Genomic DNA, 24,963 nt, shown 5'->3' with positions numbered 1-24,963 from the left:
GGCGCCAGCCGGCGCCTTCCCCCTTTTGACAGGAGCACGAGATGAAGCAGCCATCCACGCGGCCCGCAGCGGCCGATATCGCCGCGATCACCGGCGTAGCCGAAGCCTACCTGCGCGGCGTGTACCAGGGCGACGCTGCCGCCCTGGCGGCGCTGTTCGCGCCCGAGGCCCAGGTCTACGGCGACATCGGCGGCCAGCCCTACTTCAAGACCATCGCCGCCTACCTGGAAGGGGTGGCCGGCCGCGCCAGCCCGCAGTCGCTGGGCGAGCCCTACCGCATGCGGGTGCTGTCGGTGGACAGCATGGGCAGCATCGCCACTGTGCGGCTGCATTCGCCCATGCTGGGCTTTAACTACCACCTGTACCTGACCTTGCGCCTGGCCGACGGCGCGTGGCGCATCGTCAACAAGACCTTCTCCCACCTCACTTCTTGAGGATCTTGGCCACCGGCGCCGGGCGCAGGCGGAACGCGTCCGGCATGCCGGAGCCGAGCAGGGGGCGCAGGTACATGCGGAAGGCGTCCGTCACGCCGGTGCCGCTGGCGGTGATGAACTCGTCCTCCATGGTGCGCGTCTTGCCGGCCACCGCGTCCAGCGGCAGCAATTCGTAGTCGGCCGAGTAGTAGCCGGTGCGCTTGATGGCCACCGAGCCGCAGCGGTCGCCCCACATGGCGAACTGCACCGCCTTTTCCCCCACCTCGCGCGCCTCGCGCTGGTCCACGTCGGACACGCAGCCGATGAAGGAGCGCTGCAGATAGCCGAAGGTGTCGCCGCGCACGCGCTTGATGCCCAGCTTGGCCTTGATCTCGTCGCACAGCAGGTCGGCCAGCGCGCCGGTGCCGGACAGCTGGACATTGCCGTGCGCGTCGCGCTCCACCTCCTTCGCCAGCAGGGAGGCGATGGCCTCGCCGGAGGCGTCGTGGATGCCCTCGGACACGGCGATCACGCAGCGCCCGTGTTGCGCGTACGCGGCCTTCACGTCCGCCAGGAAGCTCTCCAGCGAGAACACGCGCTCGGGCAGGTAGATCAGGTGCGGGCCGTCGTCGGGGAACTTCTTGCCCAGCGCTGAGGCGGCGGTGAGGAAGCCGGCGTGCCGCCCCATCACCACGCCCACGTACACGCCGGGCAGGGAGGCGTTGTCCAGGTTGGCCCCGGCGAAGGCCTGCGCCACGAAGCGCGCGGCGGACGGGAAGCCGGGCGTGTGGTCGCTGCCCACCAGATCGTTGTCTATGGTCTTGGGAATATGGATGCAGCGCAGCGGATAGCCGGCCGCCTTGGCGCGATCGCTGACGATGCGCACCGTGTCGGAGGAGTCGTTGCCGCCGATATAGAAGAAGTGTTCGATCTCGTGCGCGCGCAGCACCTCGAAGATCTGCTCGCAGTAGGCCGCGTCCGGCTTGTCGCGCGTGGAGCCGAGCGCGGACGAGGGCGTGGCGGCCACCATTTCCAGGTTGTGGCTGGTCTCCTGGGTCAGGTCGACGAAGTCCTCGTTGATAATGCCGCGCACGCCGTGCAGCGCGCCGTACACCCGCGTGACCTGGCGGAAGCGGCGCGCCTCCAGCACCACGCCCACCAGCGACTGGTTGATGACGGCGGTGGGACCGCCTCCCTGTGCGACCAGAATTTTTCCCGACGGCATGCGCATCTCCTCGTGAGTGGACTGCCGCCAGCTTACTCCGATTTATTTGGCCGTGGGGCCGATGTGGCGATCCAGGAAAACTTCCACCCGGCCCCAGAAATCAACACGGTTTTTCGGCAGCGACCAGCCGTGGCCTTCATCGTCGTAGATCACCAGTTCCACGTTCGGATTCGTGGGCTTGATGGCGTTGTAGAAGTCCTTGCTGTGCTGAATGGGAACGCGCTTGTCGGCGCTGCCGTGCGCCAGCAGTATGGGCTGGTGGATGCGGGCAGCCTGCTTGAGCGGCGACGTGGCGGCGAATTGCGCGGCGTCCTTGACCGGGTCGCCCACCCGTTCCGGTATGCCGTACTGGCGGTAGGTGTCGGACTGGTCGGAGATGGCGCTGTTGCCTTCCGTGGCCATCAAGGTCAGGTCCGACACGCCGGCCCAGCTCACGCCGCAGCGGTAGAGTTCCGGCGTCTTGAGCAGGCCCATCAGTGTGGCGTAGCCGCCGTAGCTGGCGCCGGCGATGCAGATACGCTTCGGATCGGCATAGCCCTGCGCAATGGCCCACTTGGTGGCGTCTGCCACGTCGTCCTGCATGGCCAAACCCCATTGCTTCCAGCCGCGCATGGCGTGGCGCGCGCCGAAGCCGCTGCTGCCGCGGAATTCCGGTTCCAGCACGGCGTAGCCGCGCGAGGCCAGGAATTGCGCTTCCGCGTTCCAGCGCCACTCGCCGCCGCGCACGAAAGGTCCGCCGTGCACCAGCACCACCATGGGCAGTTGCTTGCCGCCGCCCTTGGGCAGCGTCAGCCACGCCGGCACCGTCAGGCCATCCCGCGCCTTGAAGCGGTGCAGGTCCAGCTGCGCCATCTGGGCGGGGTCGATGGCCGGGTTGCGGCTGCCGATCCTGCTCAGCGCTTTGGTCTCGGTGTTGTAGACCAGGTAGGTGGTGGGCTGCTTGTCCGAATAGGAGGTGACCAGCACCCAGGCCGCTTCAGGCCGCAGCGGCGGCGTGACCAGGTTGGCCGTGTCGGGCAGCAGGGCGTCCACGGCCTTTTGCACGGCCGCCATGGCCGGGTCCAGCCACACCATGGCGCGGGCGTCGGACAGCAGCTCGACGCCGGCCAGGCGGTTGTTGCGGTACACCAGCTCGCCCGAAAAATCGTAGTCGGCCAGGCCTATCATGGCGTCCTTCTCCAGCGCGCCTTTGGCCAGGTTGAAGACGTACAGGCTGCGCTTGTCGGAGCGGCCCTGGCTGCTCACATACATCTGCCCTTCGGCACCGAAGCCCAGCGGCATGAAGTTGCCCGGCGCGTTGGCGTAGGCCGGGAAGGTGACCAGGGGGCGCCAGCTGTCCTTGTCCGGATCGAGATACTGGACGGTCAGCTTGTCTTCCTCCCGTGTCAAGGCCGCGCGCGGCAGGCCGCGCTGGTCCAGCACCCAGTGCTGCACTTCGCCCGGCCGGTTCAGCGTGCCCACCGCGCCGGTCACCGTGTTCAGCTTTTGCAGGTCGAAGCTGCGCGTTTCATTGCGCACCTCGTTCCAGTTGGCGCGCACGACATAGATGGAGTCCGAGTCCTGCGCACCTTCCTGCTCCAGCATATAGGTGTTGGCCGGCAGGATGCGCGACTTGATATTGGTCTGCGACGTGTCGCGCGCGTACCAGGCGCGCTCGGCCAACTGCCGCAGGTCGCTGCCGTCGCGGTTGGCCGCGTACAGGCCGGGCGCGTAGCGGCGGTCGCCCGGCGCCACCTGGTTGTCCACGGTGTCGAAGGCCAGGCGGCGGTTGTTCACCCACTGGAAATGGCCTATGTCGGTATCCGAGAAGCGCGCCACGCCGCTGACGCTGCTGCTGGCCAGGTCCACCACGGCCAGACCGTCGCGTTCATTGTTGTTGCTGATGCGCACAGCCAGAAAGCGCCCGTTGGGCGACAGCTTGGCGGCGCTGAAGTTGGGGTTGCCAAAGAAGCTGCCTATCGCCGGCAGGGCCGCCTGGGCCAGGCCAGCCATCAGGCCGAGTGAGATTGCCGCCACGGCACGCAGGCGCAGATGCATTATTTTTCTCCTTGAGATGAGCCGATATGTTTATTGAGGAAACCTTCCACCCGGGTCCAGAAGTCGTAGCGGTTTTTCTGCAGCACCCAGCCGTGGCCTTCCTCCTCGTATTCCACCCATTCGACCTGGCGGTTGGTCTTTTGCACCGCGTCGCGGAATTTCTTGCCGTGGTAGAGCGGCACGCGCATGTCCGAGCCGCCGTAGGCCAGCAGCAGCGGCTGCCTGATGCGGGCCGCCTGCTCCAGCGGCGAGGTGGCCTTGAGCTGCTCGGCGTCCTTCTCCGGGTCGCCTATCAGGTGCGGCATGCCGTACTGTTTCCAGGCGTCCGGCAGATCGGACTGGAAGCTCCAGTGGCCGGTGTACATCAGCTTGATGTCGGTCACGCCGGCCCACTCCACGCCGCACTGGTACAGCTCGGGATTGTTGACCAGCCCCATCAGCGTGGCGTAGCCGCCGTAGCTGGCGCCGGCGATGCAGATCCGCTTGCCATCGGCGATGCCCTGCGCGATGGCCCAGCGTGTGCCGTCGGCGATGTCATCCTGCATCTTCAGGCCCCATTGCTTCCAGCCGGCCTTGAAGTGCGCTTCGCCGAAGCCGGTGCTGCCCCGGTATTCCGGCTCCAGCACGGCGTAGCCGCGCGAGGCCAGGAATTGCACATCCGGACGCCAGCCCCACTGGCCGCCGCGCACAAAGGGGCCGCCATGCACCAGCACCACCATGGGCAGGTTTTTGTCCTTGCCATGCGGCAGCGTCAGCCAGGCAGGGATTTGCAAGCCGTCGCGCGCGGCGTAGGTCACCAGATCCTGCTTGCCCATCTGGCCGGGCCGGATCTGCGGACGCGACGCGCCGATTTTGCTGAGCTGCCTGTTGGCGCTGTTGTACAGCATGAACACGCGCGGCTGCACGTCCGAATACGATTCCACCAGCAGGTTGGGCGTTTCCGGCCGGGACGGCGGCGTCAGCAGGTTGAGGGTGTTGGGCAGCAGCTTGTCGACCTCCTGCTGGATGGCCTGCATGGCCGGGTCCAGCCAGCGCGTGCCTTGCGCGTCGGCCAGGTAGCGCACGCCCAGCAGCTTGTCCTGGCTCATGATGAGGCGGCCGCTGAAGTCGTAGTGCTCCAGCTCCACCAGCGGCTGCGGATTGATCTTGCCGGTCGCCAGGTCGTAGCTGTGCACGGCCGACTTGTCGCGGTAGGCGCTGGTCACCACGTACAGCGTGCCGTCCGGCGCGAAGGCCAGCGGACGGAAGGAGCCCTTGCCGCCGGTGAACTGCCCGAACGACCCCAGTTCGCGCCAGGCGCCGGTGGCCGGGTCGCGGTAGTGCACCGAGCTGCGGCCGTTCTCCACCACGGTGGCCAGGCGCGGTTCGCCCTTGCTGTCGAGTAGCCAGTCGTGCGTATCGCCGGGCCGCTTGAGGGTGGTGCTGTAGCCGGTTTTGGTGTTGAGCTGGAGCAGGTCGGCATATTCCATCTGGCCGGGGCCGGTGATCTTTCTGCTGAGGACGTAGACCTGGTCGCTGTCCTGCGTGCCGCGCTGGCCCAGCATATACGTGTGCCAGGGCAGCAGGCGCTGCGACTGCACCGCGTGCGCGTCGCCGCGGCGGCTGGCCAGCTGGCGGAACTGGCTGCCGTCGCGGTTCACCGCGTACAGGCCGGGGCCGTAGCGCGCGTCGCCCACGCCGACCTGCATGTCGACCGTGTCGAGCAGCAGGCGCTCGTCGTTGACCCAGGCGAACTGGCCCACGTCGGTATCGTGGAAGCTGGCCACCGACAGCGCCGAGTTGTTGCTCAGATCGACCACCGCCAGCCGCTCGCGCCCATTGGGGCTGGTCAGCTTGGCCGCGAGGTAGCGTCCGCTGGGCGACAGCTGCACTGTGCTGAATTGCGGATTGCTGAAGAAGTCCTGCACCGGCGGCAGCGCGGCCGGGGTGGTGGCGGGCGTTGCGGCCGGCGCCGCGTCGGCCGCGTGCGCGCCGGGATGGGCCAGCGCTGCCAGCAGTGCCACGGCGGAGGCGATCATGCGTTGCAGTCCGTGCATGGAGGCTCCAGTGAAGTGGCTTACGGTTGCGCGCCGATGTGGCGGTTCAGAAACTTCTCCACCCGGGTCCAGAAGTCGACGCGGTTCTTCGGCAGCGACCAGCCGTGCCCCTCGCCCTGGTAGACCACCAGCTCCACGTCCGGATTGTGGGCCTTGACGGCCGCGTGGAAGCTGCGCCCGTGCGGGATGGGCACGCGCCGGTCTTCATCGCCGTAGGCCATCAGCAGCGGCTGCTTGATGCGCGCGGCCAGGTTGACCGGGGAGGTGTCCGCCAGCTGCTGCGCGTCCTGCACCGGATCGCCCACCAGCTGCGGCAGGCCATATTGCTTCCACTGGGCACTCAAGTCGGACTGGAAGCTCCAGTGGTCCTTGTACATCAGCGCGAGGTCGGTCACGCCCACCCATTCCACGCCGCATTTGAACAGTTCCGGATTGCGCGCCAGGCCCATCAGCGTGGCGTAGCCGCCATAGCTGGCGCCGGCGATGCAGATGCGCTGCGGATCGGCGTAGCCCTGCGCGATGGCCCATTTGGCTGCGTCGGCGATATCGTCCTGCATGGCCAGGCCCCATTGCTTCCAGCCGGCGCGGAAGTGGCGCGAGCCAAAGCCGGTGCTGCCGCGGAACTCCGGCTCCAGCACCGCGTAGCCGCGCGAGGCCAGGAACTGCGCCTGCGCGTCCCAGCCCCATTCGGAACCGCGCAGGAAGGGGCCGCCGTGCACCAGCACCACCATGGGCAGCTTCTTGCCGGCGCCGCTGGGCAAGGTCAGCCAGGCGGGAATGGCGAGGCCGTCGCGCGCCTTGATCTGCACCATGTCCTGCTGGCCCATGGCGGCCGGGTCGATATTGGCGTGCGCGGAACCCAGCTTGCCCAGTTCCTGCGTGTCCGCGTTGTAGAGGTAGTAGGTTCTCGGCTGGCGGTCCGAATACGACGTCACCAGCATCCACGGCGTGGCCGGGCGCAGCGCCGGGCGCACCAGGTTGACCGTGCCTTGCAGCTTGCCGTCGATGGTTTTCTGCGCCGCCTTCATGCGCTCGTCCAGCCACACGGTGCTGCGCGCATCCGACAGGATCTCCAGGCCGACGATCTTGCCGCCGCTGTAGATCATCTGGCCCTCGTAGTCATAGTCCGCCAGCGACACCACCGGCTCGGCGGCGAGTTCGCCCTTGGCCGTGTCGTACAGATAGAGTGCGTCCTTGTCCTTGCCGGCGCGGCTGCTCACGTACAGCTTGCTGTCCGAGCTCATACCCACTGGCCAGAAGGCCTTGGGGGCGTTGCCGTAGGAGGGGAAGCTGGCGAGCTGGCGCCAGGCCTTGCTGGCCGGGTCGAGCAGGTGCACGCTGGAGGTGCCGTCCTTGTCCGACATGGCCAGGCGCGGCGCGCCGTCCGCGTCCAGCAGCCAGTCCAGCACCTTGGCCGGACGCGGCACCACGTCCGCCTTGCCGGTGAGGGTGTTCAGGCGCAGCAGGTCGAAGTTTTCCAGGTCCCAGGTGGCCTCGTTCCATTCGGCGCGGCGCACATAGATAGACTCGCTGTCCTGCGCGCCCTGCTGGTCCAGCAGGAAGGTGTTGTAGGGCAGCGCGCGCTGCTTGATCATGCTGCCCGTTTCGGAAGCCGGCGTGTAGCTGCGGTCCACCAGCATGCGGTAGCCGCTGCCGTCCACATTGGCCGCGAACATGCCGGGGGCGTTGGTGCGGTCGCCGACGGGCGCCTTGCTGTCGCGCGTGTCGAACACCAGGCGTTCGTGGTTGACCCACTCGAAGTTATCGATGTCCACGTCGCCGAACTTGGCCACGCCCTTGATGCTGCGGCTGGCCAGGTCCAGCGCATACAGCGCGGTGCGGCCGCCGTCGACGCTGCCCTTGAAGGCCACGTACTTGCCGTCCGGGGACAGCTTGGGGTTGCTGAAGCTGGGATTGTCGAAGAAATGCTCGGCAGGCGGCGCGGCGGCATAAGCCGGCGCGATGGAGGCGGCCCCCATCAGGGCGGAAACGAGGCAGGCGAGGGCGGTACGCAGTGGCAGGGATGTGGACATGGTCAATGTTAAATAGGCGAAAAGAACAATTGCAAATTAATCAATTTCCCTACAATAACATTTGTCTGAAGGTTTGCCTAGCCCTGCTCCGGCGCACGCACATGCGCCAGCAGCGCAGTGGTGTCGCGTCCCGGGGCGGGCGTCAGCAGGCTGACCACCGCCATCACCAGCATGCCAGCGGGCACGCCGAAGATGCCCGCGGAGACCGGCGCGATGTGGAACCACTGCCCGGCCGCGCTGCCGCCCAGGATGGGGTTGGCGTGCACCATGTAATACAGGCACACGCCGAAGCCGGCCACCATGCCGGCCACCGCGCCGTGGCGGTTGGCGCGCGGCCAGAACACGCCCAGCACCAGCGCCGGGAACAGCGTGGAGCCGGCCAGCGAGAAGGCGGCGCTCACCAGCGACAGGATGTCGGCCGGCTTGGTGGACGCGGCGTAGGCGGCGATGAAGGCCACCGCCAGCAGCAGCAGCTTGGAGATGGTCACGCGCTTTTGCGTGGAGGCGCTGGGGTCGACGATGCGGTAGTAGATGTCGTGCGACAGGGCGTTGGAGATGGCCAGCAGCAGGCCGTCCGCCGTGGACAGCGCGGCGGCCAGGCCGCCCGCCGCCACCAGGCCGGAAATCACATAGGGCAGGCCCGCGATCTCGGGCGTGGCCAGCACCAGCACGTCGCCGTCGATGGCGATTTCCGCCAGCTGCACCAGGCCGTCGTGGTTCACGTCCACGATGCTGATGAGCGGATGCAGCTTGTCCACATTGGCCCAGTACGACACCCAGGTTGGCAGGCGCGAGAAGTCGCTGCCCACCAGCGCGGTGTAGACGTCGAACTTCACCAGCACCGCCAGCGCCGGAATGGTCAGGTAGATCAGCAGGATGAAGAACAGCGTCCAGAACACCGACACCCGGGTTTCATGCACAGACGGCGTGGTGTAGGAGCGCATCAGGATGTGAGGCAGGGCGGCCGTGCCCACCATCAGGCAGAACACCAGCGCCAGGAAGTTGTTGCGCTTCTGGTCGGACTGCGCGATGTCCGGCGCCACGAAGGGCTCGGCGTGCGGCGCGGGCGCGGCGGCGCGGCGCAGGTTGTAGGCGCGCGCGGCCTCCCAGGCGGCGGCCGCTTCCTCCACGGTCTTCGGGTAGTTGATCAAGGCTTTTTCGGCCGCGCGGATGTCCAGCAGCGTGACGTTGCGCTGCTTGACCGCGTCCAGACGGCGCTGCGCGTCGATGCGGCCGGCGTCCCAGCTGGCGGGCAGGGCGTCGAGCTTCTGGCCGTAGTCGTCGGCGCGCTGCCGGAAGATGGCGCGCACCTCCTGTTCCTTCGGGTCGTGCGCCAGGCTGGCTTCGCGCGCGCCCAGCGTGGGCAGCAGCTTGCCGTAGGCCACCTGCGGGATGGGGTTGCCGCTGTGCTTGGCCGACAGCCACATGGCCGGCAGCAGGAACGCCACCAGAATGATGATGTACTGCGCCACCTGGGTCCAGGTGATGGCGCGCATGCCGCCCAGGAAGGAACACACCAGGATGGAGGCCAGGCCGAGGAAAATGCCGACCGAGAAATCCACGCCGGTAAAGCGCGAGGCGATCAGGCCCACCGCGTAGATCTGCGCCACCACGTAGATGAAGGAGATGATGATGGTGGCCGCCACCGCCATGATGCGCACGTAGCGCCCGTGGTGCGGGCCGCCGTAGCGCGCGGCCAGGAAGTCGGGGATGGTGTACTGGCTGAACTTGCGCAGATAGGGCGCGATCAGCAGCGCCACCAGGCAGTAGCCGCCGGTCCAGCCCATGACGTAGGCCAGGCCGTCGAAGCCGTGCAGGTAGAGCGTGCCGGCCAGGCTGATGAAGCTGGCCGCCGAGATCCAGTCGGCGGCGGTGGCCATGCCGTTGAACATGGCCGGCACGCGCCGCCCCGCGACATAGTATTCGGCCACGTTGGAGGTGCGGCTGACCAGGCCGATGGCGGCGTACAGCGTGATGGTGGCCAGCATGAACAGGTAGCCTATCCAGACGCGCGGCATGCCTTCCTTCTCCAGCATGGACAGCGCCACCAGGAAGCCCGCGAAGCCGGCCGAGAACAGCAGGTAGTAGCGCGACAGGCGCCGGAAGTAGCTGGGCTTGGCGTTCATGCCTGCCCTCCCTGCGCGGCGGCGGCAAACTGCTGGTCGAGCCGGCGCATGCGCCAGGCGTAGCCGCCTATGATGGCCAGGTAGACCAGCGAGGCGCCTTGCGCCGCCAGGTAGAAGGACAGCGGCCAGCCGAACAGCATCAGCCCGGTCAGCTCGCGCGCGAAGAAGACGGCGCAGAAGCTGGTGGCCAGCCATAGCAGCAGCAGGGCGGCGGTGAGGCGGCGCGTGCGGCGCCAGTGCTGCTCGCGCCGCGCGCGCAGGGACGCTGCCGCAGTGCTGGCGGCGGTGCTGGTGGTGTCATCCATAATGGGGCTCGTCTGCTGGCGGTTCGTCGTCGGGCGCGCGCAGCGGGAAGATCAGGCGGAACAAGCTGCCGGGCAGCTTGGCGTTGTTGCTGCGCGGGTTGCTGAAAATGTCGATGTCGGCGCCGTGCTGCTGCGCGATCTCGCGCACGATGGCCAGCCCCAGGCCGCTGCCCTCGGCGCTGCTGCCGAGGATGCGGTAGAAACGCTCGAACACGTGGCTGCGCTCGGCCGGCGGAATGCCGGGGCCGGTGTCCTCCACCTCCACCACGCCCTCGTGCTCGGAGCGCCGCACGCGCACGGTGACGGCGCCGCCGGCCGGCGTGTAGCGCAGCGCGTTGTCGATCAGGTTGGACAGCATCTCGCGCAGCATGGTCGGGTTGCCCTCGATCGGCACCTCGCCCGTGGCCGGGGCCTCGAAGCCCAGGTCGATGCGGTAGTTGAAGGAGGCCGGCACCCAGTCGCGCACGGCGCTGCGCGCCAGCTCGGCCAGGTCCACCGGCAGCAGCGCGGCGCCGGCCTGCGGCTGGTTCTCGGCGCGCGCCAGGGCCAGCAGCTGGTTCACCAGCCGCGTGGCCGACTCCGAACTCTTCGCCAGCTGCTCCAGCGAGCGGTGGATTTCGCCCTGGTCGGTCTGGCGCAGCGCCAGCTCGGACTGCATGCGCATGCCCGCCAGCGGGGTTTTCATCTGGTGTGCGGCGTCGGCGATGAAGCGCTTCTGCATCTCGATCGACAGCGACAGCCGGGCCAGCATCTCGTTGAGCGAGCGCACCAGCGGCGTGATCTCTTCCGGCACCTGGCGCGAATCGATGGGGCTCAGGTCGTCCGAGCTGCGCGCGCGGATGCGTTCCTGCAGCTGGGCCAGCGGCGACAGCCCCCGCGCCAGCGCGAACCACACCAGGGCCAGTACGATGGGCAGCACGATGAACTGCGGCAGGATCACGCCCTTGATGATTTCATTGGCCAGCTTGGCGCGTTTTTCCAGCGTCTCGGCCACCTGCACCAGCGCCACGCGCGACTCCTCGGCACCCTGGTCCTCCAGCGCCACCCATGAGTAGGCGATGCGGATGGGCGTGCCGTGCATATTGCCGTTGCGGAACTGTACCATGCCGGGCTTGGCCCGGTCTTCCTCCTGCGGCGCGGCCAGCTCGCGGTCGCCGTCCACGTAGGCGCCGTCGGGGCCGGCGATCTGGAAGTACACGCTGTCCACGTCGTCCGCGCGCAGGATGTCGCGGGCCGAGCCGGGCAGGCGCGGCGCCAGCTTGCCGTTCACTTCGTGGATCTGCTGCGCCAGCACGGTCACGCTGTCTTCCAGCGCATGGTCGAAGGGCTGGTTGGCGATGGACTTGGCCACCAGGTAGGTGATGGCGATGCTCATCGGCCACAGCAGCAGCAGCGGGGCCAGCATCCAGTCCAGGATCTCGCCGAACAGCGAGTGCTGGATGTCGTCCTCCTTGACGGCGCCGGCAGGCTCCTGCCAGGACAGGTCGTCCTGGTCCTGCTGGCTGGCTGCTGCGGCCTCGCGCTCGCCCACGGCTTACTTGGCTTCGCCGCGCGGCGTGTCGCTGAACTTTTCCAGGCAGTAGCCCAGCCCGCGCACGGTGGCGATGCGCACGCCGCCCACTTCGATCTTCTTGCGCAGCCGGTGCACATAGACTTCGATGGCGTTGTTGCTCACTTCCTCGCCCCACTCGCACAGGTGGTCCACCAGCTGCTCCTTGGACACCAGCCGCCCGGTGCGCGCCAGCAGCACCTCCAGCAGGCCCAGTTCGCGCGCCGACAGGTCCAGCATCTGGTCGTTGATATAGGCGCTGCGGCCCACCTGGTCGTAGCTGAGCGGGCCGTGCTTGATGATGGCCGACCCGCCGCCCTGGCCGCGCCGGGTCAGTGCGCGCACCCGCGCCTCCAGCTCGGACAGCGCGAAGGGCTTGGCCATATAGTCGTCCGCGCCCAGGTCCAGGCCGTTCACGCGCTGCTCGATGGAGTCGGCCGCCGTCAGTATCAGCACCGGCAGCAGCGAGGAGCGCGCGCGCAGGCGGCGCAGCACCTCCAGCCCGGACAGCTTGGGCAGGCCCAGGTCCAGTATCAGCAGGTCGAACTCCTGGGTGGCCAGGGCGGTGTCCGCCTCCTGGCCGTTCTTTACATAATCGATCGCATAGCCGGACTGGCGCAGCGAGCGGGTCAGCCCGTCGGCCAGGACGCTGTCGTCTTCGGCAAGTAAAATACGCATAATGTCACCCGGTTGCAGAAGCCCCCATTGTGTTTCATTTTACTCAAGGGGGCCAGTTTTTGATCCGCCTCAAACGCGATTGAAAACAATGCTTGCAAAAAGCACTGGTTTTTTATACAGTACCACCTGAATCGACTAAACCACTTGCCGAAAGATCATCATGGACGACAAAAAAGGCGCAGTACCCGCAGGCGAAAAAGCCAAGGCGCTTGCCGCAGCACTGGCACAAATTGAAAAGCAGTTCGGCAAGGGCTCGGTCATGCGCATGGACGCCAGCGCGCCGATCGAAGAAGTGCAAGTGGTCTCCACCGGCTCGCTGGGCCTGGACATCGCGCTGGGCGTAGGCGGCCTGCCGCGTGGCCGCGTGGTGGAAATCTACGGTCCGGAATCGTCGGGTAAAACCACGCTGACGCTGCAAACCATCGCCGAGATGCAGAAACTGGGCGGCACCTGCGCCTTTATCGACGCCGAGCACGCGCTGGACGTGGGCTATGCGCAAAAGCTGGGCGTGAACCTGCACGAGCTGCTCATTTCGCAGCCGGACACCGGCGAACAGGCGCTGGAAATCTGCGACGCGCTGGTGCGCTCCGGTTCCGTGGACATGGTGGTGGTCGACTCGGTCGCCGCGCTGACGCCGCGCGCCGAGATCGAAGGCGACATGGGCGACTCGCTGCCGGGCCTGCAAGCCCGTTTGATGTCCCAGGCGCTGCGCAAGCTGACCGGTTCCATCAACCGTACCAACACCCTGGTTATCTTCATCAACCAGATCCGCATGAAGATCGGCGTAATGTTCGGTTCGCCGGAAACCACCACCGGCGGCAATGCGCTGAAGTTCTACGCCTCCGTGCGCCTGGACATTCGCCGCACCGGCTCCATCAAGTCGGGTGACGAGGTGATCGGCAACGAAACCAAGGTCAAGGTCGTCAAGAACAAGATCGCGCCGCCGTTCAAGGAAGCGCACTTCGACATCCTGTACGGCGCGGGCACCTCGCGCGAAGGCGAGATCATCGACCTGGGCGTGGAAGCGAAAATCGTCGAGAAGTCCGGCAGCTGGTATAGCTACAACGGCGAGCGCATCGGCCAGGGCAAGGACAACGCCCGCACCTACCTGGTGGAGCGTCCGGAACTGGCGCACGAAATCGAAAACAAGGTACGCGCTTCCCTGGGCGTGCGCGAGCTGCCACCCCTGGGCGCCGAGCCGGCGCCCAAGCTCAAAGCCGTCGAGTAAGCTGGCTGTGCGGCGGGTTACGCCGCTGCGCGTCTAACCCGCCCTACGTTGTAGTTGCGTAGGGCGGGTTAGCGGCAAGGCCGCGTAACCCGCCAAGCCGGCGAACCACCGAATTCCCATCATGCCTCTGCCTCCCATCAGCCTGAAAGCGCGCGCGCTGCGACTGTTGTCCGCGCGCGAGCACAGCCGCATGGAGCTGGCGCGCAAGCTGGCGCGCCATGCGGAGGAGGGCGACGACATCGAAGCCCTGCTCGACTTCCTCGAAAAAAACAACTGGCTGTCCGAAGAACGCTTCTCCGAATCGCTGATCCACCGCCGCGCCGCGCGCTACGGCAACAGCCGCATTGTGGCCGAACTGCAACAGCACGGCATCAAGGGCGAAGCGCTGAGCGAATTGAAGGCCGGCCTGGCCGAAGACGAAACGGCGCGCTGCTGCGAAGTGTGGCGCCGCAAATTCGGCGCTCTGCCGCAGGACGCCCAGGAGCGCAGCAAGCAAATGCGCTTCCTGCTGCAGCGCGGCTTCTCCCAGCGCGCCATCCAGACCGCCATGAAAGGCGTGGACCTCGATGAGCTGGACGGCCTCGGTGGCGGCGCGTAGCGACGCCCTGAAGGCCCTGCTGCTGGCGGCCTGGCTATGGCTGCCCAGCTGGGCCGTTCTAAATACCGACCACGTCCAAGGCGCCAGCGACGCGCTGGCCCTGCTGGCCTTCTCCCTTCTGCTGCTGGCCGCGCCCCTGGTGCTGGTGCCCGGCGTGCGCCGCTATTTCCTGCTGTGGACGCCGCTGGCGCTGCTGGTGGGCCCGTATTGCTATCTGACCCTGGCCTACGGCAGCGTGCCCGGCGACGCGCTGCTGTCCTCCGCGCTCAACACCGGGCTGGCCATGAGCGCGCAGGTGTTGGCCTCCTTTGGCTGGAAGCTGTGGCTGGTGCCGCTCAGCCTGCTGCTCTACCTGTGGCTGGCCTTTTCCATCAGCCCCGGCTGGCGGCTGGACACGGCCGCGCGCAAGCGCCTGCTGGCCTGCTGCCTGATGCCGGTAATGCTGGCCCTGGTGGCGCGCCAGGCCGTGGGCCACGCCGTGCGCCTGCCGCCGCTGCTGGAACAATCCACCATCAACCTGGCTTTCCCCAGCGGCCTGGCGGCCTCGCTGTGGCGCGTGACCGGCTACGAGCGCGCGATCGCCGGGGCCGGTTTTGCCAGCGTGCAGGGCCGTTCCAGCGTGGGCGACGCGCCCATGCTGGTGGTGCTGGTGGTGGGCGAAAGCCTGCGCAGCGACCATCTCGGCATCAACGGCTACGCGCGCAACACCACGCCCGGATTGGCCGCGCTGGGGCCGCAATTGCTGTCCTTCCCCGACGTGGCGTCCACCGCCAATTGGACCGGCTATGCCATGCCTGCCATCGTGAGCCATGCGACGGGCAAGCAGCGCGCCACGCTGGTCCCCACCTTCCGCGAAGCCGGTTTCCGTACCGCCTGGCTGTCCAACCAGGAGGTGTCCGTCTACGGCGCCAGCGCCGAGGTGCGGGAATATGCCCGCAACAGCATGGACTTCCACCTGCGCACCGACGACAACCTGCTGCCGATGTTCACCTCCTTCGTGCGCCAGGCCGGGCCGCGCCAGTTCCTGGTGCTGCATATGATAGGCAGCCACATTCCGTACGAGGAACGCTACAGCGGCGCCTCGCGCGTGTTCCATCCCACCTTGAGTGACGCCGGCGTCGACAATCCGCTGCCGAAGAACAAGGCCGAGGCCATCAATTCCTATGACAACACGGTGGTCGAGACCGACCGCTTCCTGGCCCGCATGATCGCGGTGCTGCAGGCCGAGCAGCGCCCGGCCGTGCTGGTGTTTACCTCCGACCACGGCGAAAACCTGTTCGACGACCAGCGTCAGCTCTTCATGCACGCCCAGCCCGGCCCCACCCGCTACGACACCCACGTGCCCTTGCTGGTGTGGATGAACGCGCCTTACCGCCAGGCCTATCCGGCGGTGGTGGCCGCCTTGCAGGCCAACCGCGCCAAGCCGGTCGGCCACGCCAGCATGTTCGCCTCGGTGCTGGAACTGGGCGCCGTGGCGTGGCAGGGCAGCGACGCGCGCGCCAGTTTTGCGTCGCCCATGTACCAGCCAGGTCCGCGCCCGGTGACGCTGGAACTGAGCGGCCCCAGCGCGCCCTACGAGAGCCTGAAATAAGGCCGGGGACAGCCCCGGGGCTAGCATGGCGGCGGCCCGCGTGGGCTCATGAAAAGTCGCTAATTAACATATGCCACGTCGCAACTCGCGCCGGGGTGTGCTACACTTTTGGGGTTTTTGCAGCACCGCGGGTGCGGTGGTTGTCCGTAGAAGCTGCGGCAACGTGCATTCTTGTTAAGAGAATAGTGCAAGGCTGCTTACTAATTTTTGCCGCGCAAGCGGCATCGGTCTTATGTCCCTGTCAACTCCAGTCTCCCGACGTGCGCTGCGGCACACGCGCGCTATAGACATCCAGGCGTTCGCGCGCGAGGATGGCCTATGGGATCTTGACGCCCGTATCACCGACATCAAAGTTAACGCCACCAAGCTCGCCTCCGGCATGCGCGAAGGCGGCACGCCCCTGCACGACCTCTCCTTGCGCATTACGGTAGACCGCCAACTGACCATCGTTGCCGCCGAAGCCGTTTCTGACGCGGTTCCCTATCCTGGTTTCTGCAACACCATCGGCCCGGCGTACGCGGCCCTGGTGGGACTGAACCTGATGAAGGGGTTCCGGCATGAACTCAAGCAGCGCCTCTCTGGCGTCGCCGGGTGCACCCATCTGACGGAACTGGCCCAGATCCTGCCAACGGCGGCAGTCCAGGCCTTCGCTAACGATGTCTGGCCGACGCATGATGCGGCTAGCGACAACGTTCCGCATGAAAAGCCTTTCCAGCTCGACAAGTGCCACGCCCTGCGTACCGATGGCGGGGCAGTTGCCCGGTTTTACCCGCGCTGGGTAGCGAGCAAGCCCGAGTTGGCCTAGCGCACGCACCATCCTCGTTTTATACATATCAACTTTCAACATCAGTTTTAATCAAAAGGGAAGCCAGCATGAAAATCCATGAGTATCAAGGCAAAGAAATCCTCCGAAAATTCGGAGTGACGGTTCCGCGCGGTATCCCGTGCCTGTCCGTAGACGAAGCAGTCAAAGCTGCCGAGACGCTGGGCGGTTCGGTTTGGGTAGTCAAGGCGCAGATCCATGCTGGCGGCCGCGGCAAAGGCGGCGGCGTGAAAGTGGCCAAGTCGCTGGAACAAGTCAAAGAATACGCTGACCAGATCCTGGGCATGCAGCTGGTTACCCACCAGACCAGCGCGGAAGGCCAGAAAGTGCGCCGCCTGCTGATCGAAGAAGGCGCGGACATCAAGAAGGAACTGTACGTTTCCCTGGTGACCGACCGTGTTACCCAGCGCGTAGTCCTGATGGCTTCCTCCGAAGGCGGCATGGACATCGAAGAAGTGGCTGAATCGCATCCAGAACTGATCCACACCATCGCCATCGACCCAGCCGTCGGCCTGACCGACGCTGAAGCCGCCGGCATCGCCGCGAAAATCGGCGTACCGGAAGGTTCGATCGCCGACGCCGTCACCAACCTGCAAGGCCTGTACAAAGCCTACTGGGAAACCGACGCATCGCTGGCCGAAATCAACCCGCTGATCCTGACCGGTTCGGGCAAAGTCATCGCCCTGGACGCCAAGTTCAACTTCGACGCCAACGCCCTGTTCCGCCAGCCGGAAATCGTCGCTTACCGCGACCTGGACGAAGAAGATCCAGCTGAAGTCGAAGCCTCGAAATTCGACCTGGCCTACATCTCCCTGGACGGCAACATCGGCTGCCTGGTCAACGGCGCCGGCCTGGCCATGGCCACCATGGACACCATCAAGCTGTTCGGCGGCGAGCCGGCCAACTTCCTGGACGTGGGCGGCGGCGCAACTGCCGAGAAAGTCACCGAAGCGTTCAAGATCATGCTGAAGAACCCAGAGCTGAAAGCTATCCTGGTGAACATCTTCGGCGGCATCATGCGTTGCGACGTGATCGCCGAAGGCGTGATCACCGCATCGAAAGCCGTTTCGCTGAAAGTGCCTCTGGTGGTGCGCATGAAGGGCACCAACGAAGACCTGGGCAAGAAGATGCTGGCCGATTCCGGTCTGCCTATCATCGCCGCCGACACCATGGAAGACGCAGCCAAGAGCGTCGTCGCCGCTGCAGCCGGTCAAGCTTAATTAAGGAATCAACATGTCCATTCTGATCAATAAAGACACCAAAGTCGTCACCCAAGGCATCACCGGCAAGACCGGCCAGTTCCACACCCGTATGTGCCGCGAATACGCGAACGGCAAAAATGCCTTCGTCGCAGGCGTGAACCCGAAGAAAGCCGGCGAAGACTTCGAAGGCATTCCAATTTTCGCTAACGTTACCGAAGCGAAAAAAGAAACCGGCGCCAACGTTTCCGTGATCTACGTCCCACCAGCAGGCGCAGCTGCCGCCATCTGGGAAGCCGTGGAAGCCGAAATGGATCTGGCCATTTGCATCACCGAAGGCATTCCTGTCCGCGACATGATGGCCCTGAAGGACCGCATGGCCAAAGCCGGCTCGAAAACCCTGCTGCTGGGCCCTAACTGCCCAGGTCTGATCACCCCAGACGAAATCAAGATCGGCATCATGCCAGGCCACATCCACCGCAAGGGCCGCATCGGCGTGGTTTCCCGTTCGGGCACCCTGACCTATGAAGCAGTTGCACAGCTGACCGCTCTGGGCCTGGGCCAATCGTCGGCAGTTGGTATCGGCGGCGACCCGATCAACGGTCTGAAGCACATCGACATCATGAAGGCCTTCAACGACGATCCGGATACCGACGCGGTCATCATGATCGGCGAAATCGGCGGTCCAGACGAAGCCAACGCTGCTCTGTGGATCAAGGACAACATGAAGAAGCCAGTAGTCGGCTTCATCGCTGGTGTTACCGCTCCTCCGGGCAAGCGCATGGGCCACGCCGGCGCGCTGATCTCCGGCGGCGCAGACACCGCGCAAGCCAAGCTGGAAATCATGGAAGCCTGCGGCATTACCGTCACCAAGAACCCGTCCGAAATGGCGCGTCTGCTGAAAGCAATGCTGTAATTCACTCTTTTAGTGAATAATAACGGGGAGCTACGGCTCCCCGTTTTTTATTGTCCGGAGGGTAGGTTTGGGGAAGATCATCATTTCGCGCGACGGCGTGGTTGAGCAGGAAGTCCCGCTGAGCCGGGAGCGCATGAGCATAGGCCGCCGCAGCCGCAACGACATCGTGCTGGACCATGCCGCCGTCAGCGGCGAGCACGCCGTCATCACCACCATCCTCGACGAATCCTTCCTGGAAGACCTGCGCAGCACCAATGGCACTTTTGTCAACGGCCAGCGCGTGGGCAAGCATTTCCTGCAACACCAGGACAGCATCAAGATTGCCAAGTACAGGATTGAATACCTGGCGGACGGCGTGCGCCCGGTCCCGGGGGCTGTCCCGGCCAGCGAGGGCGCCACGGTCCCGGTTGCCGCCCCGCGCCGCCCGGCGCCGGCGCCGCTGGCCGCAGCCGCTGCCATGCCCCAGCCGGCCGCCGTGCTGGGCCGCATCGAAGTGCTGAACGGCGCCAACGCCGGCAAGCAGCTGCCGCTGACCAAGCCGCTCACCACGCTGGGCCGGCCCGGCGTGCAGGTCATCGTCATTTCGCGCGCGCCGGACGGCTATGCGGTGGCGCAAGCCGAAGGCGAGGCCATCGCCACGGTCAACGGCACGCCGCTGGGCAAGCAGCCGCAGCGCCTGCAAGACGGCGACGTGCTCGACCTGAGCGGCACGCAAATGGCATTCAAACAAGATTTCGCCTGACAAAAATCGTCAGCTGCCAAACTTTGACAGCCGAGCTGACAAAAATCGTCAGTTCCAGGAAGCAAAAGTGACGAAAATTGGCAGAAATCCGGTCCAAAAGCCGGTTTTCAGGCCTGGCACAGCAATTGCTCTAACTCAAGTGTGGCACCAAACAACCAGTTCACCTCTTGAGGAGCAATAAAATGAAATCCATGAAAATGATGAAGAAACAAGCACAAGCCGGTTTCACCCTGATCGAACTGATGATCGTTGTGGCCATTATCGGCATCCTGGCTGCTGTAGCGATCCCAGCCTACAGCGACTACACCGCCAAAGCAAAAGCGGCAAACGCGCTGTCGTCGATTGATTCGCTGAAAACCGCAGTTGCTCTGTGCGCTCAAGAAGCTGGTGGCATTGCGACCGATTGCAATTCCGGCAAGGGCGGCGTGCCTCTGGACTCGGCTTTCACGCCTACCAAAGAAGTTAAGAGCGCTACCGTGTCTGGCGCTGGCATCATCACCATGACTTTCGCCAAGGGTATCGCATCCGGTGTTGACGAGCTGGCCGTGAAGTTCACGCCAAACGTCGCGGCAGGTTCGTCGGCTACTACCTGGGCCGTGGATGCTTCGGCCATTACTCACACGGCAGTCAAAGCGGCGCTGGAGAAGAACAACATAGCTGCTGCTCCAGCAACGCCATAAGCTGATATCGCATTATTCACTAACGGCGCTACGGCGCCGGCGAAAAAAAACCTGGCCTTGGCCAGGTTTTTTTTTCGTCCTTACACAATCTTCTGCCGGTCGGCGATCAGCGCCTCGTAGGTGAGGTTTTGCAGCAAGGTGTAGTGGGTGGGATCGAGGTTGATGAACTGCACGCCGTAGGTAAACACTTCGGCCTTGTCCGCAGTGGCGGGCTTGATCACATTGATATTGCGGATGCTGGCCTGCGTATTCACCAGCACCTGCCGGTTGCCGGGCTGCGCGATCAGCGTGAACGACAGTCCCACCACCGCATCGCCGGACTCCAGCGGCCGCTTCGACTCGATCAGCGCGCCCGACACGCTCAGGTTCACCAGGAACACCGACACGCTGCCAGTCGCATCGCAGGTGAGCTGGGCAGGGATATCCACCTTCACCCGCATCGCGGTGCGCAAGCTGGTGCCCTGGATTTTTTCGGGGAAGGACAGGTGGGCGTAGAACAGCGGCCGCCCGAACACGCGCTGTACGATGGCGGAAAACGAGCACACGTTCACGCCCGAAAACACGCGTATGGTCAGCTTGTCGCCATCGTTGACGGCAATCGGCGCACCATTCTCGAACGGCACCTTGACGATCATATACTCGTCCTTCACCCAGCCGATCAGCGTGGAAAAGTGCTGTACAGGCTTGACGGTCCGGTGCGTGATGAACTGTATCCTGCCACCCACCTGCAGGTTCATCTGCTCGAACTCGTATTCCTGCGGCTTGACTTCACCCGGCGGAGTACCACTGCTCATTCGTGCGCCCTTTTGTTGTGCCTATGTCTATAAATTTAATTATATACCGGCAGTAAAAGTTTTACACTATTGCAATAAATCAGCCTTTGTCCAAAACATATGCCCTGATTCAGGTCTTCGCGCAGCTGCGCGGCAGATGGCAGCTGCCACAAGGGTTTAGCTGGTCACGCTCCAGTCGCCGCTCTTGCCGCCGTGTTTTTCCATCACGCGGATGTCCGTCATCACCATGCCGCGGTCGACGGCTTTGCACATGTCGTACACGGTCAGCAGGCCGACCTGGACGGCGGTCAGCGCTTCCATTTCCACGCCGGTCTTGCCGTAGGTTTCCACTTGCGCGCGGCAGTGCACGCTGGAATTGGCTTCGTCGGTGCTGAAGTCGACCGTCACGCGGGTCAGCGCCAGCGGGTGGCACAGGGGCACCAGGTCGCTGGTGCGCTTGGCGCCCATGATGGCGGCGATGCGCGCGATACCCAGGACGTCACCTTTCTTCGCGCTTCCCGCTAAAATGATTGCCAGCGTCTCGGGCTTCATGCGGATGCTGCCGCTGGCGACGGCCGTGCGGTGGTTTTCCTGTTTGGCGCCGACGTCGACCATGTGGGCCTGGCCTGTGGTGTCGAAGTGGGTCAGCTGGTCTGGGGTGGGAGTGCTGGTCATTGGGGTATAGTTAGTCAGTTGCAGGTATCGACAGGTATCATATCATTGTGAAATCAAAACGTTTTTTGCCGCGCTTGCTCCCCCTGGCTGCATCCCTGCTGTTCGCCGCGCCTATCGGCGTGGCCGAGGCGCAGCTGCTGCCGTCCAAGCCCCTGAACCTGCCCAGCCTCGGCGACACCGAGCGCCAGGAGCTCTCCCCGCTGATCGAGCGCAAGCTGGGCGAGGAGATCATGTATGACATTCGCAGCAACAAGGATTATCTCGATGATGCGCCCATCCTCGAATACCTGAACTCGCTGGGCAACACGCTGGTGACGGCCCATCCGGGCGCGCGCGGCGAGGCCAGCTTCAATTACTTCTTCTTCGCCGTGCGCGACGGCCAGCTCAACGCCTTCGCGCTGCCGGGCGGTTTTATCGCCGTGCACTCGGCGCTGCTGCTGGCGGCGCAGTCCGAGTCCGAACTGGCTTCGGTGCTGGGACACGAGATCGGCCACGTGGCGCAGCGCCACATTGCGCGCCAGCTGGGGCAGCAGAAGCAGGACGCGCTGATACCGCTGGCGGCCATGATACTGGCCATCCTGGCGGCCAAGTCCAGCCCGGACGCGGCCATGGGCGTGATGATGGGCGGGCAGGGCCTGGCCATCCAGCGGCAGCTCAATTTCGGCCGCGACGCCGAGCGCGAGGCGGACCGGGTCGGTTTCCAGATCATGGGCGAGGCGGGCTTCGACACCAGCGGCATGGTGGCCTTTTTCCAGCGCATGCAGACGGCCAGCCGCAACTACAGCGACCTGGTGCCCGCCTACCTGCTGACGCACCCGCTGACCACCGAGCGCATCGCCGACATCCAGGCCCGCATCCGCGAGCAGCCCTACAAGCAGCGGCTCGACAGCCTGGCCTTTTACCTGGTGCGTTCGCGCGCGCGGGTGCTGCAGGATATGAGCACGCAGGGGCTGGCCGAGGCGATGCAGTATTTTGAAAGCCTGATGGAGCAGGACAACCGTCAGCAGAAGACGGCGGGCCAGTACGGCATGGCGTTTGCCATGTTCAAGAAGAATGACTACGCGGCGGCGCAGCGCTGGCTGGACAAGGCGCGCGCCACCATCGAGGCGCCCATGCCGAAGGGCGTGTTCGGCATGGCCCAGCGCGATACGGCGCCGACGGTGTTCACCAGCTTGTCGCTGGATATCAAGCTGGCGCAGGAATCGAATGCGCCGCTGATTGCTGCGGCGTTGAAGGAGGCGTCGGCGGCGCACCAGCAGTTCCCCTTGTCGCGCGGGATTGCGCACCAGTACGCGGAGGCCATGATCGCGTCCGGCCAGCTCGAGGAGGCGGCGCGCTTCCTGCGCGAGCAGGCGCAGTTCTACAAGGAGGAGCCGGAGGTGCATGACTTGCTGGCCAAGGCTTATTCCAAGCAGGGCAAGATGGCTTTGCAGCATATGGCGCTGGCGGAGTCCTACACCTTGCAGGGCGGCACGCTGGCGGCGCTGGATCAGCTCAACCTGGCGCGCAAGTCGACCGATGCGTCGTTTTATGACCAGGCGCAGATTGACGCCAGGGAGCGCGAGCTCAAACAGCGGCGCAAGGATGCGATGGGGGATAAGTACAAGGAGCCGTAGGCGGCGCTTGGCGGGTTACGCGCGCGCCGCGCGCTAACCCGCCCTACGAAGTTACGAAATTTACGGAATTTGGAGGGGGCGTAGGGCGGGTTAGCACGGAGTGCGTAACCCGCCGGGCGTCACGCCGGCGCGTCCGGCTGCGGCTGGCGGATGAAACCGAATTGCGCGGGTATGCCGTCACTGCGCACGCGCTGCACGCCGATCGCGCCGCCATCACCGCTACGCAGTGTCAGCGCGCCTTTGCCGCCCTCCAGCCAGGCCATCAGCGCCTCGTCATCCATGGCGCGGCCATCGATTTCCAGCAGCGTCATGGCCTGCGCCACGTCGCGGTCGTCCAGCTGGGCGATCACGGCGCCGCGCTGCAGGAGCAGTTCGCCGGCCTCGGTCAGATACGCCGCCTCCGGCTGCCCAAGGGCCTCTCCGGTATGCAGCACAAAACCCTGCGCCGGATCGGTGCGCGCCACAAACGGCGTGGTCTCCAGGTTCAAATACACGCGCTGCGGACCGTTCTGGAAATACCAGCAGCCGCGCTCGTCGCTGGCGTAGTTGCGCACGATAAAACCCACCAGCGCCGCATTGCTCAGCTTGTCGCCCGGCAGGCCGAGGTGCTGCGCGCGCTCGTCGCGCATGCGCCAGTTGCCGCGCGCATCCAGGCCCAGCCAGCCGTAGCAGTGCGGCACGTTGGGCCATTTGGCCAGTGCTTGTTTTACGATGTCATCCATGCTTCAAGCTTCGCACATCCGGCCCTTGCCCGCCGCGCGGCTGGCGTTTTCGCCTTCCAGGAAATGGATCAGCCGCTGCGGCAGCCAGCTCAGCGAACCCGGCGGCGCGCCGGCCGCAAAGCCCACGTGGCCGCCGTGCTCCGGGTAATCGAGCAGCACGCCGGGCGCGGCTTTGCGCGGCAGGTGGATGCCGGGCAGGAAGGGATCGTTTTTGGCGTTCAGCACCAGCGTCGGCACCGTGATGTCGGTCAGCACATGCTTGGCGCTGGCGCGGTCCCAGTAGTCTTCCGTGTTGCGGTAGCCGTGCAGCGGCGCGGTGACCACGTTGTCGAAAGCGTACAAGTCCTTGGCGGCCATCAGCGCGTTCAGGTCGTACAGGCCGGGGAACTGCTTGAGCTTGGCCACGCACTTGGGCTTGAGCGTGTTCAGGAACATGCGCGTGTAGAGCAGGTTGAAGCCGCGCGACAGCGACTCCCCGCCGCGCGCCAGATCCAGCGGCGCGGACACGGCGCAGGCCGCATCGACGATCTCGGCCTGGTGCTGCGACTCGCCCAGCCAGCGCAGCAGCGCGTTGCCGCCCAGCGATACGCCGGTGGCGTAGAAGCGGCTGCAGGCCGCGTCCATGGCGCGCGCGTGCAGGCGGCGTATCACCCAGTCGATTTCGGCGGCGTCGCCGGAATGGTAGAAGCGCGGCGCCAGGTTGGGCTCGCCCGAGCAGCCGCGGAAGTGCGGCACCGCGCCGGACCAGCCGCGCGCCCGCACTTCGGCCATCAGGGCGCGCGCGTAGTGGCTGTCGGACGAGCCTTCCAGGCCGTGGAACAGCACCACGAAAGGCTGGCCGGGCTGGCCGTCGACAAAATCGACATCGACGAAATCGCCGTCCGGCGTCTGCCAGCGCTCGCGGCGGAAGGCCACCGCCGGCTTGCTGATGCAGACGGCGGGATAGATGGTTTGCAGATGGCCGCTGGGCAGCCACCGTGGCGCGGTGTACTTCATCG

Annotated in this window: 22 protein-coding genes; 10 read left to right on the top strand and 12 right to left on the bottom strand. The window is 65.5% G+C overall.

The window, feature by feature from the left end:
• Positions 1–41 precede the first annotated feature (41 nt).
• Positions 42–434: a nuclear transport factor 2 family protein gene (locus tag KT882_RS28775; RefSeq protein WP_161070853.1), complete on the top strand. Its 393-nt coding sequence runs from the start codon at positions 42–44 to the stop codon at positions 432–434.
• On the opposite strand, the gene KT882_RS28770 is transcribed toward KT882_RS28775, so the two are convergent.
• The 8 genes from KT882_RS28770 to KT882_RS28735 form a co-directional block, all read right to left on the bottom strand.
• A complete protein-coding gene (locus tag KT882_RS28770; RefSeq protein WP_161070852.1) occupies positions 424–1,638 on the bottom strand; it encodes a 6-phosphofructokinase in 1,215 nt (404 codons plus the stop codon). The two genes, KT882_RS28775 and KT882_RS28770, sit on opposite strands and share 11 nt — an antisense overlap.
• A gap of 42 nt (positions 1,639–1,680) precedes the next feature.
• On the bottom strand, positions 1,681–3,675 hold the full coding sequence (locus KT882_RS28765; RefSeq protein ID WP_161070851.1) for an alpha/beta hydrolase family protein: 1,995 nt from the start codon (positions 3,673–3,675) through the stop codon (positions 1,681–1,683).
• Complete coding sequence (locus KT882_RS28760; protein ID WP_228893913.1) at positions 3,675–5,711, bottom strand: S9 family peptidase; 2,037 nt, start codon at positions 5,709–5,711, stop codon at positions 3,675–3,677. Before KT882_RS28760 ends, KT882_RS28765 begins: the two co-directional genes overlap by 1 nt.
• A gap of 20 nt (positions 5,712–5,731) precedes the next feature.
• Positions 5,732–7,744 carry a S9 family peptidase gene (locus tag KT882_RS28755; RefSeq protein WP_228893912.1) on the bottom strand — a complete coding sequence of 671 codons (2,013 nt, stop codon included), beginning with the start codon at positions 7,742–7,744 and terminating at the stop codon, positions 5,732–5,734.
• A 77-nt stretch (positions 7,745–7,821) separates the two neighbouring features.
• Positions 7,822–9,870, bottom strand: coding sequence for a sodium:solute symporter family protein (locus tag KT882_RS28750; protein WP_228893911.1), 2,049 nt, complete (start codon positions 9,868–9,870; stop codon positions 7,822–7,824).
• Positions 9,867–10,175 carry a DUF4212 domain-containing protein gene (locus tag KT882_RS28745; RefSeq protein WP_161070848.1) on the bottom strand — a complete coding sequence of 103 codons (309 nt, stop codon included), beginning with the start codon at positions 10,173–10,175 and terminating at the stop codon, positions 9,867–9,869. Before KT882_RS28745 ends, KT882_RS28750 begins: the two co-directional genes overlap by 4 nt.
• Complete coding sequence (locus KT882_RS28740; protein ID WP_407682025.1) at positions 10,168–11,706, bottom strand: sensor histidine kinase N-terminal domain-containing protein; 1,539 nt, start codon at positions 11,704–11,706, stop codon at positions 10,168–10,170. The genes KT882_RS28745 and KT882_RS28740 overlap by 8 nt, the downstream gene beginning before the upstream one ends.
• Positions 11,707–11,709: 3 nt before the next feature.
• Positions 11,710–12,402: a response regulator gene (locus KT882_RS28735; protein WP_161070847.1), complete on the bottom strand. Its 693-nt coding sequence runs from the start codon at positions 12,400–12,402 to the stop codon at positions 11,710–11,712.
• Positions 12,403–12,562: 160 nt separating this feature from the next.
• Between KT882_RS28735 and recA the strand changes: the two genes are divergently transcribed.
• The 8 genes from recA (at position 12,563) to KT882_RS28695 (ending at position 20,179) form a co-directional block, all read left to right on the top strand.
• A complete protein-coding gene (recA, locus tag KT882_RS28730) occupies positions 12,563–13,630 on the top strand; it encodes a recombinase RecA (protein WP_228893910.1) in 1,068 nt (355 codons plus the stop codon).
• Positions 13,631–13,751: 121 nt separating this feature from the next.
• Positions 13,752–14,228 carry a recombination regulator RecX gene (gene recX, locus KT882_RS28725; RefSeq protein WP_228893909.1) on the top strand — a complete coding sequence of 159 codons (477 nt, stop codon included), beginning with the start codon at positions 13,752–13,754 and terminating at the stop codon, positions 14,226–14,228.
• Entirely contained in the window at positions 14,197–15,819 is a 1,623-nt protein-coding gene (locus KT882_RS28720; RefSeq protein WP_228893908.1) for a phosphoethanolamine transferase, read from the top strand. Before recX ends, KT882_RS28720 begins: the two co-directional genes overlap by 32 nt.
• A 232-nt stretch (positions 15,820–16,051) precedes the next feature.
• Entirely contained in the window at positions 16,052–16,624 is a 573-nt protein-coding gene (locus KT882_RS28715) for a DUF2889 domain-containing protein (protein ID WP_161070843.1), read from the top strand.
• Positions 16,625–16,692: 68 nt separating this feature from the next.
• The gene (gene sucC / locus KT882_RS28710) at positions 16,693–17,862 is read left to right on the top strand and encodes an ADP-forming succinate--CoA ligase subunit beta (protein ID WP_161070842.1); all 1,170 of its coding nucleotides are present in this window, start codon (positions 16,693–16,695) and stop codon (positions 17,860–17,862) included.
• Between the two features lie 13 nt (positions 17,863–17,875).
• Positions 17,876–18,757, top strand: coding sequence for a succinate--CoA ligase subunit alpha (gene sucD / locus KT882_RS28705; RefSeq protein WP_161070841.1), 882 nt, complete (start codon positions 17,876–17,878; stop codon positions 18,755–18,757).
• A gap of 67 nt (positions 18,758–18,824) precedes the next feature.
• Positions 18,825–19,499 (top strand): FHA domain-containing protein, encoded by a 675-nt coding sequence (locus tag KT882_RS28700; protein ID WP_228893907.1) that lies wholly within the window; start codon positions 18,825–18,827, stop codon positions 19,497–19,499.
• Positions 19,500–19,681: 182 nt separating this feature from the next.
• Positions 19,682–20,179 (top strand): pilin, encoded by a 498-nt coding sequence (locus tag KT882_RS28695; RefSeq protein WP_321170308.1) that lies wholly within the window; start codon positions 19,682–19,684, stop codon positions 20,177–20,179.
• Between the two features lie 80 nt (positions 20,180–20,259).
• On the opposite strand, the gene KT882_RS28690 is transcribed toward KT882_RS28695, so the two are convergent.
• Entirely contained in the window at positions 20,260–20,973 is a 714-nt protein-coding gene (locus KT882_RS28690) for a flagellar brake protein (RefSeq protein ID WP_161070838.1), read from the bottom strand.
• A 156-nt stretch (positions 20,974–21,129) separates the two neighbouring features.
• On the bottom strand, positions 21,130–21,627 hold the full coding sequence (moaC, locus tag KT882_RS28685) for a cyclic pyranopterin monophosphate synthase MoaC (RefSeq protein ID WP_228893906.1): 498 nt from the start codon (positions 21,625–21,627) through the stop codon (positions 21,130–21,132).
• A gap of 74 nt (positions 21,628–21,701) precedes the next feature.
• Here moaC and KT882_RS28680 point away from each other — a divergent pair, with 74 nt between their 5' ends.
• Entirely contained in the window at positions 21,702–23,243 is a 1,542-nt protein-coding gene (locus KT882_RS28680; protein WP_161071104.1) for a beta-barrel assembly-enhancing protease, read from the top strand.
• Between the two features lie 119 nt (positions 23,244–23,362).
• Here the strand turns inward: KT882_RS28680 and KT882_RS28675 are convergent, their stop codons facing one another.
• Entirely contained in the window at positions 23,363–23,965 is a 603-nt protein-coding gene (locus KT882_RS28675) for a DUF2946 family protein (protein ID WP_228893905.1), read from the bottom strand.
• 3 nt (positions 23,966–23,968) lie between these two features.
• Positions 23,969–24,961 (bottom strand): YheT family hydrolase, encoded by a 993-nt coding sequence (locus KT882_RS28670; RefSeq protein WP_228893904.1) that lies wholly within the window; start codon positions 24,959–24,961, stop codon positions 23,969–23,971.
• Between the last annotated feature and the right edge of the window lie 2 nt (positions 24,962–24,963).

Source organism: Pseudoduganella aquatica (assembly GCF_020865585.1).
GTDB lineage: Bacteria > Pseudomonadota > Gammaproteobacteria > Burkholderiales > Burkholderiaceae_D > Rugamonas > Rugamonas aquatica_A.
Note: the sequence above shows the minus strand (reverse complement) of the source record. Positions and strands in the feature narration are given on the sequence as shown.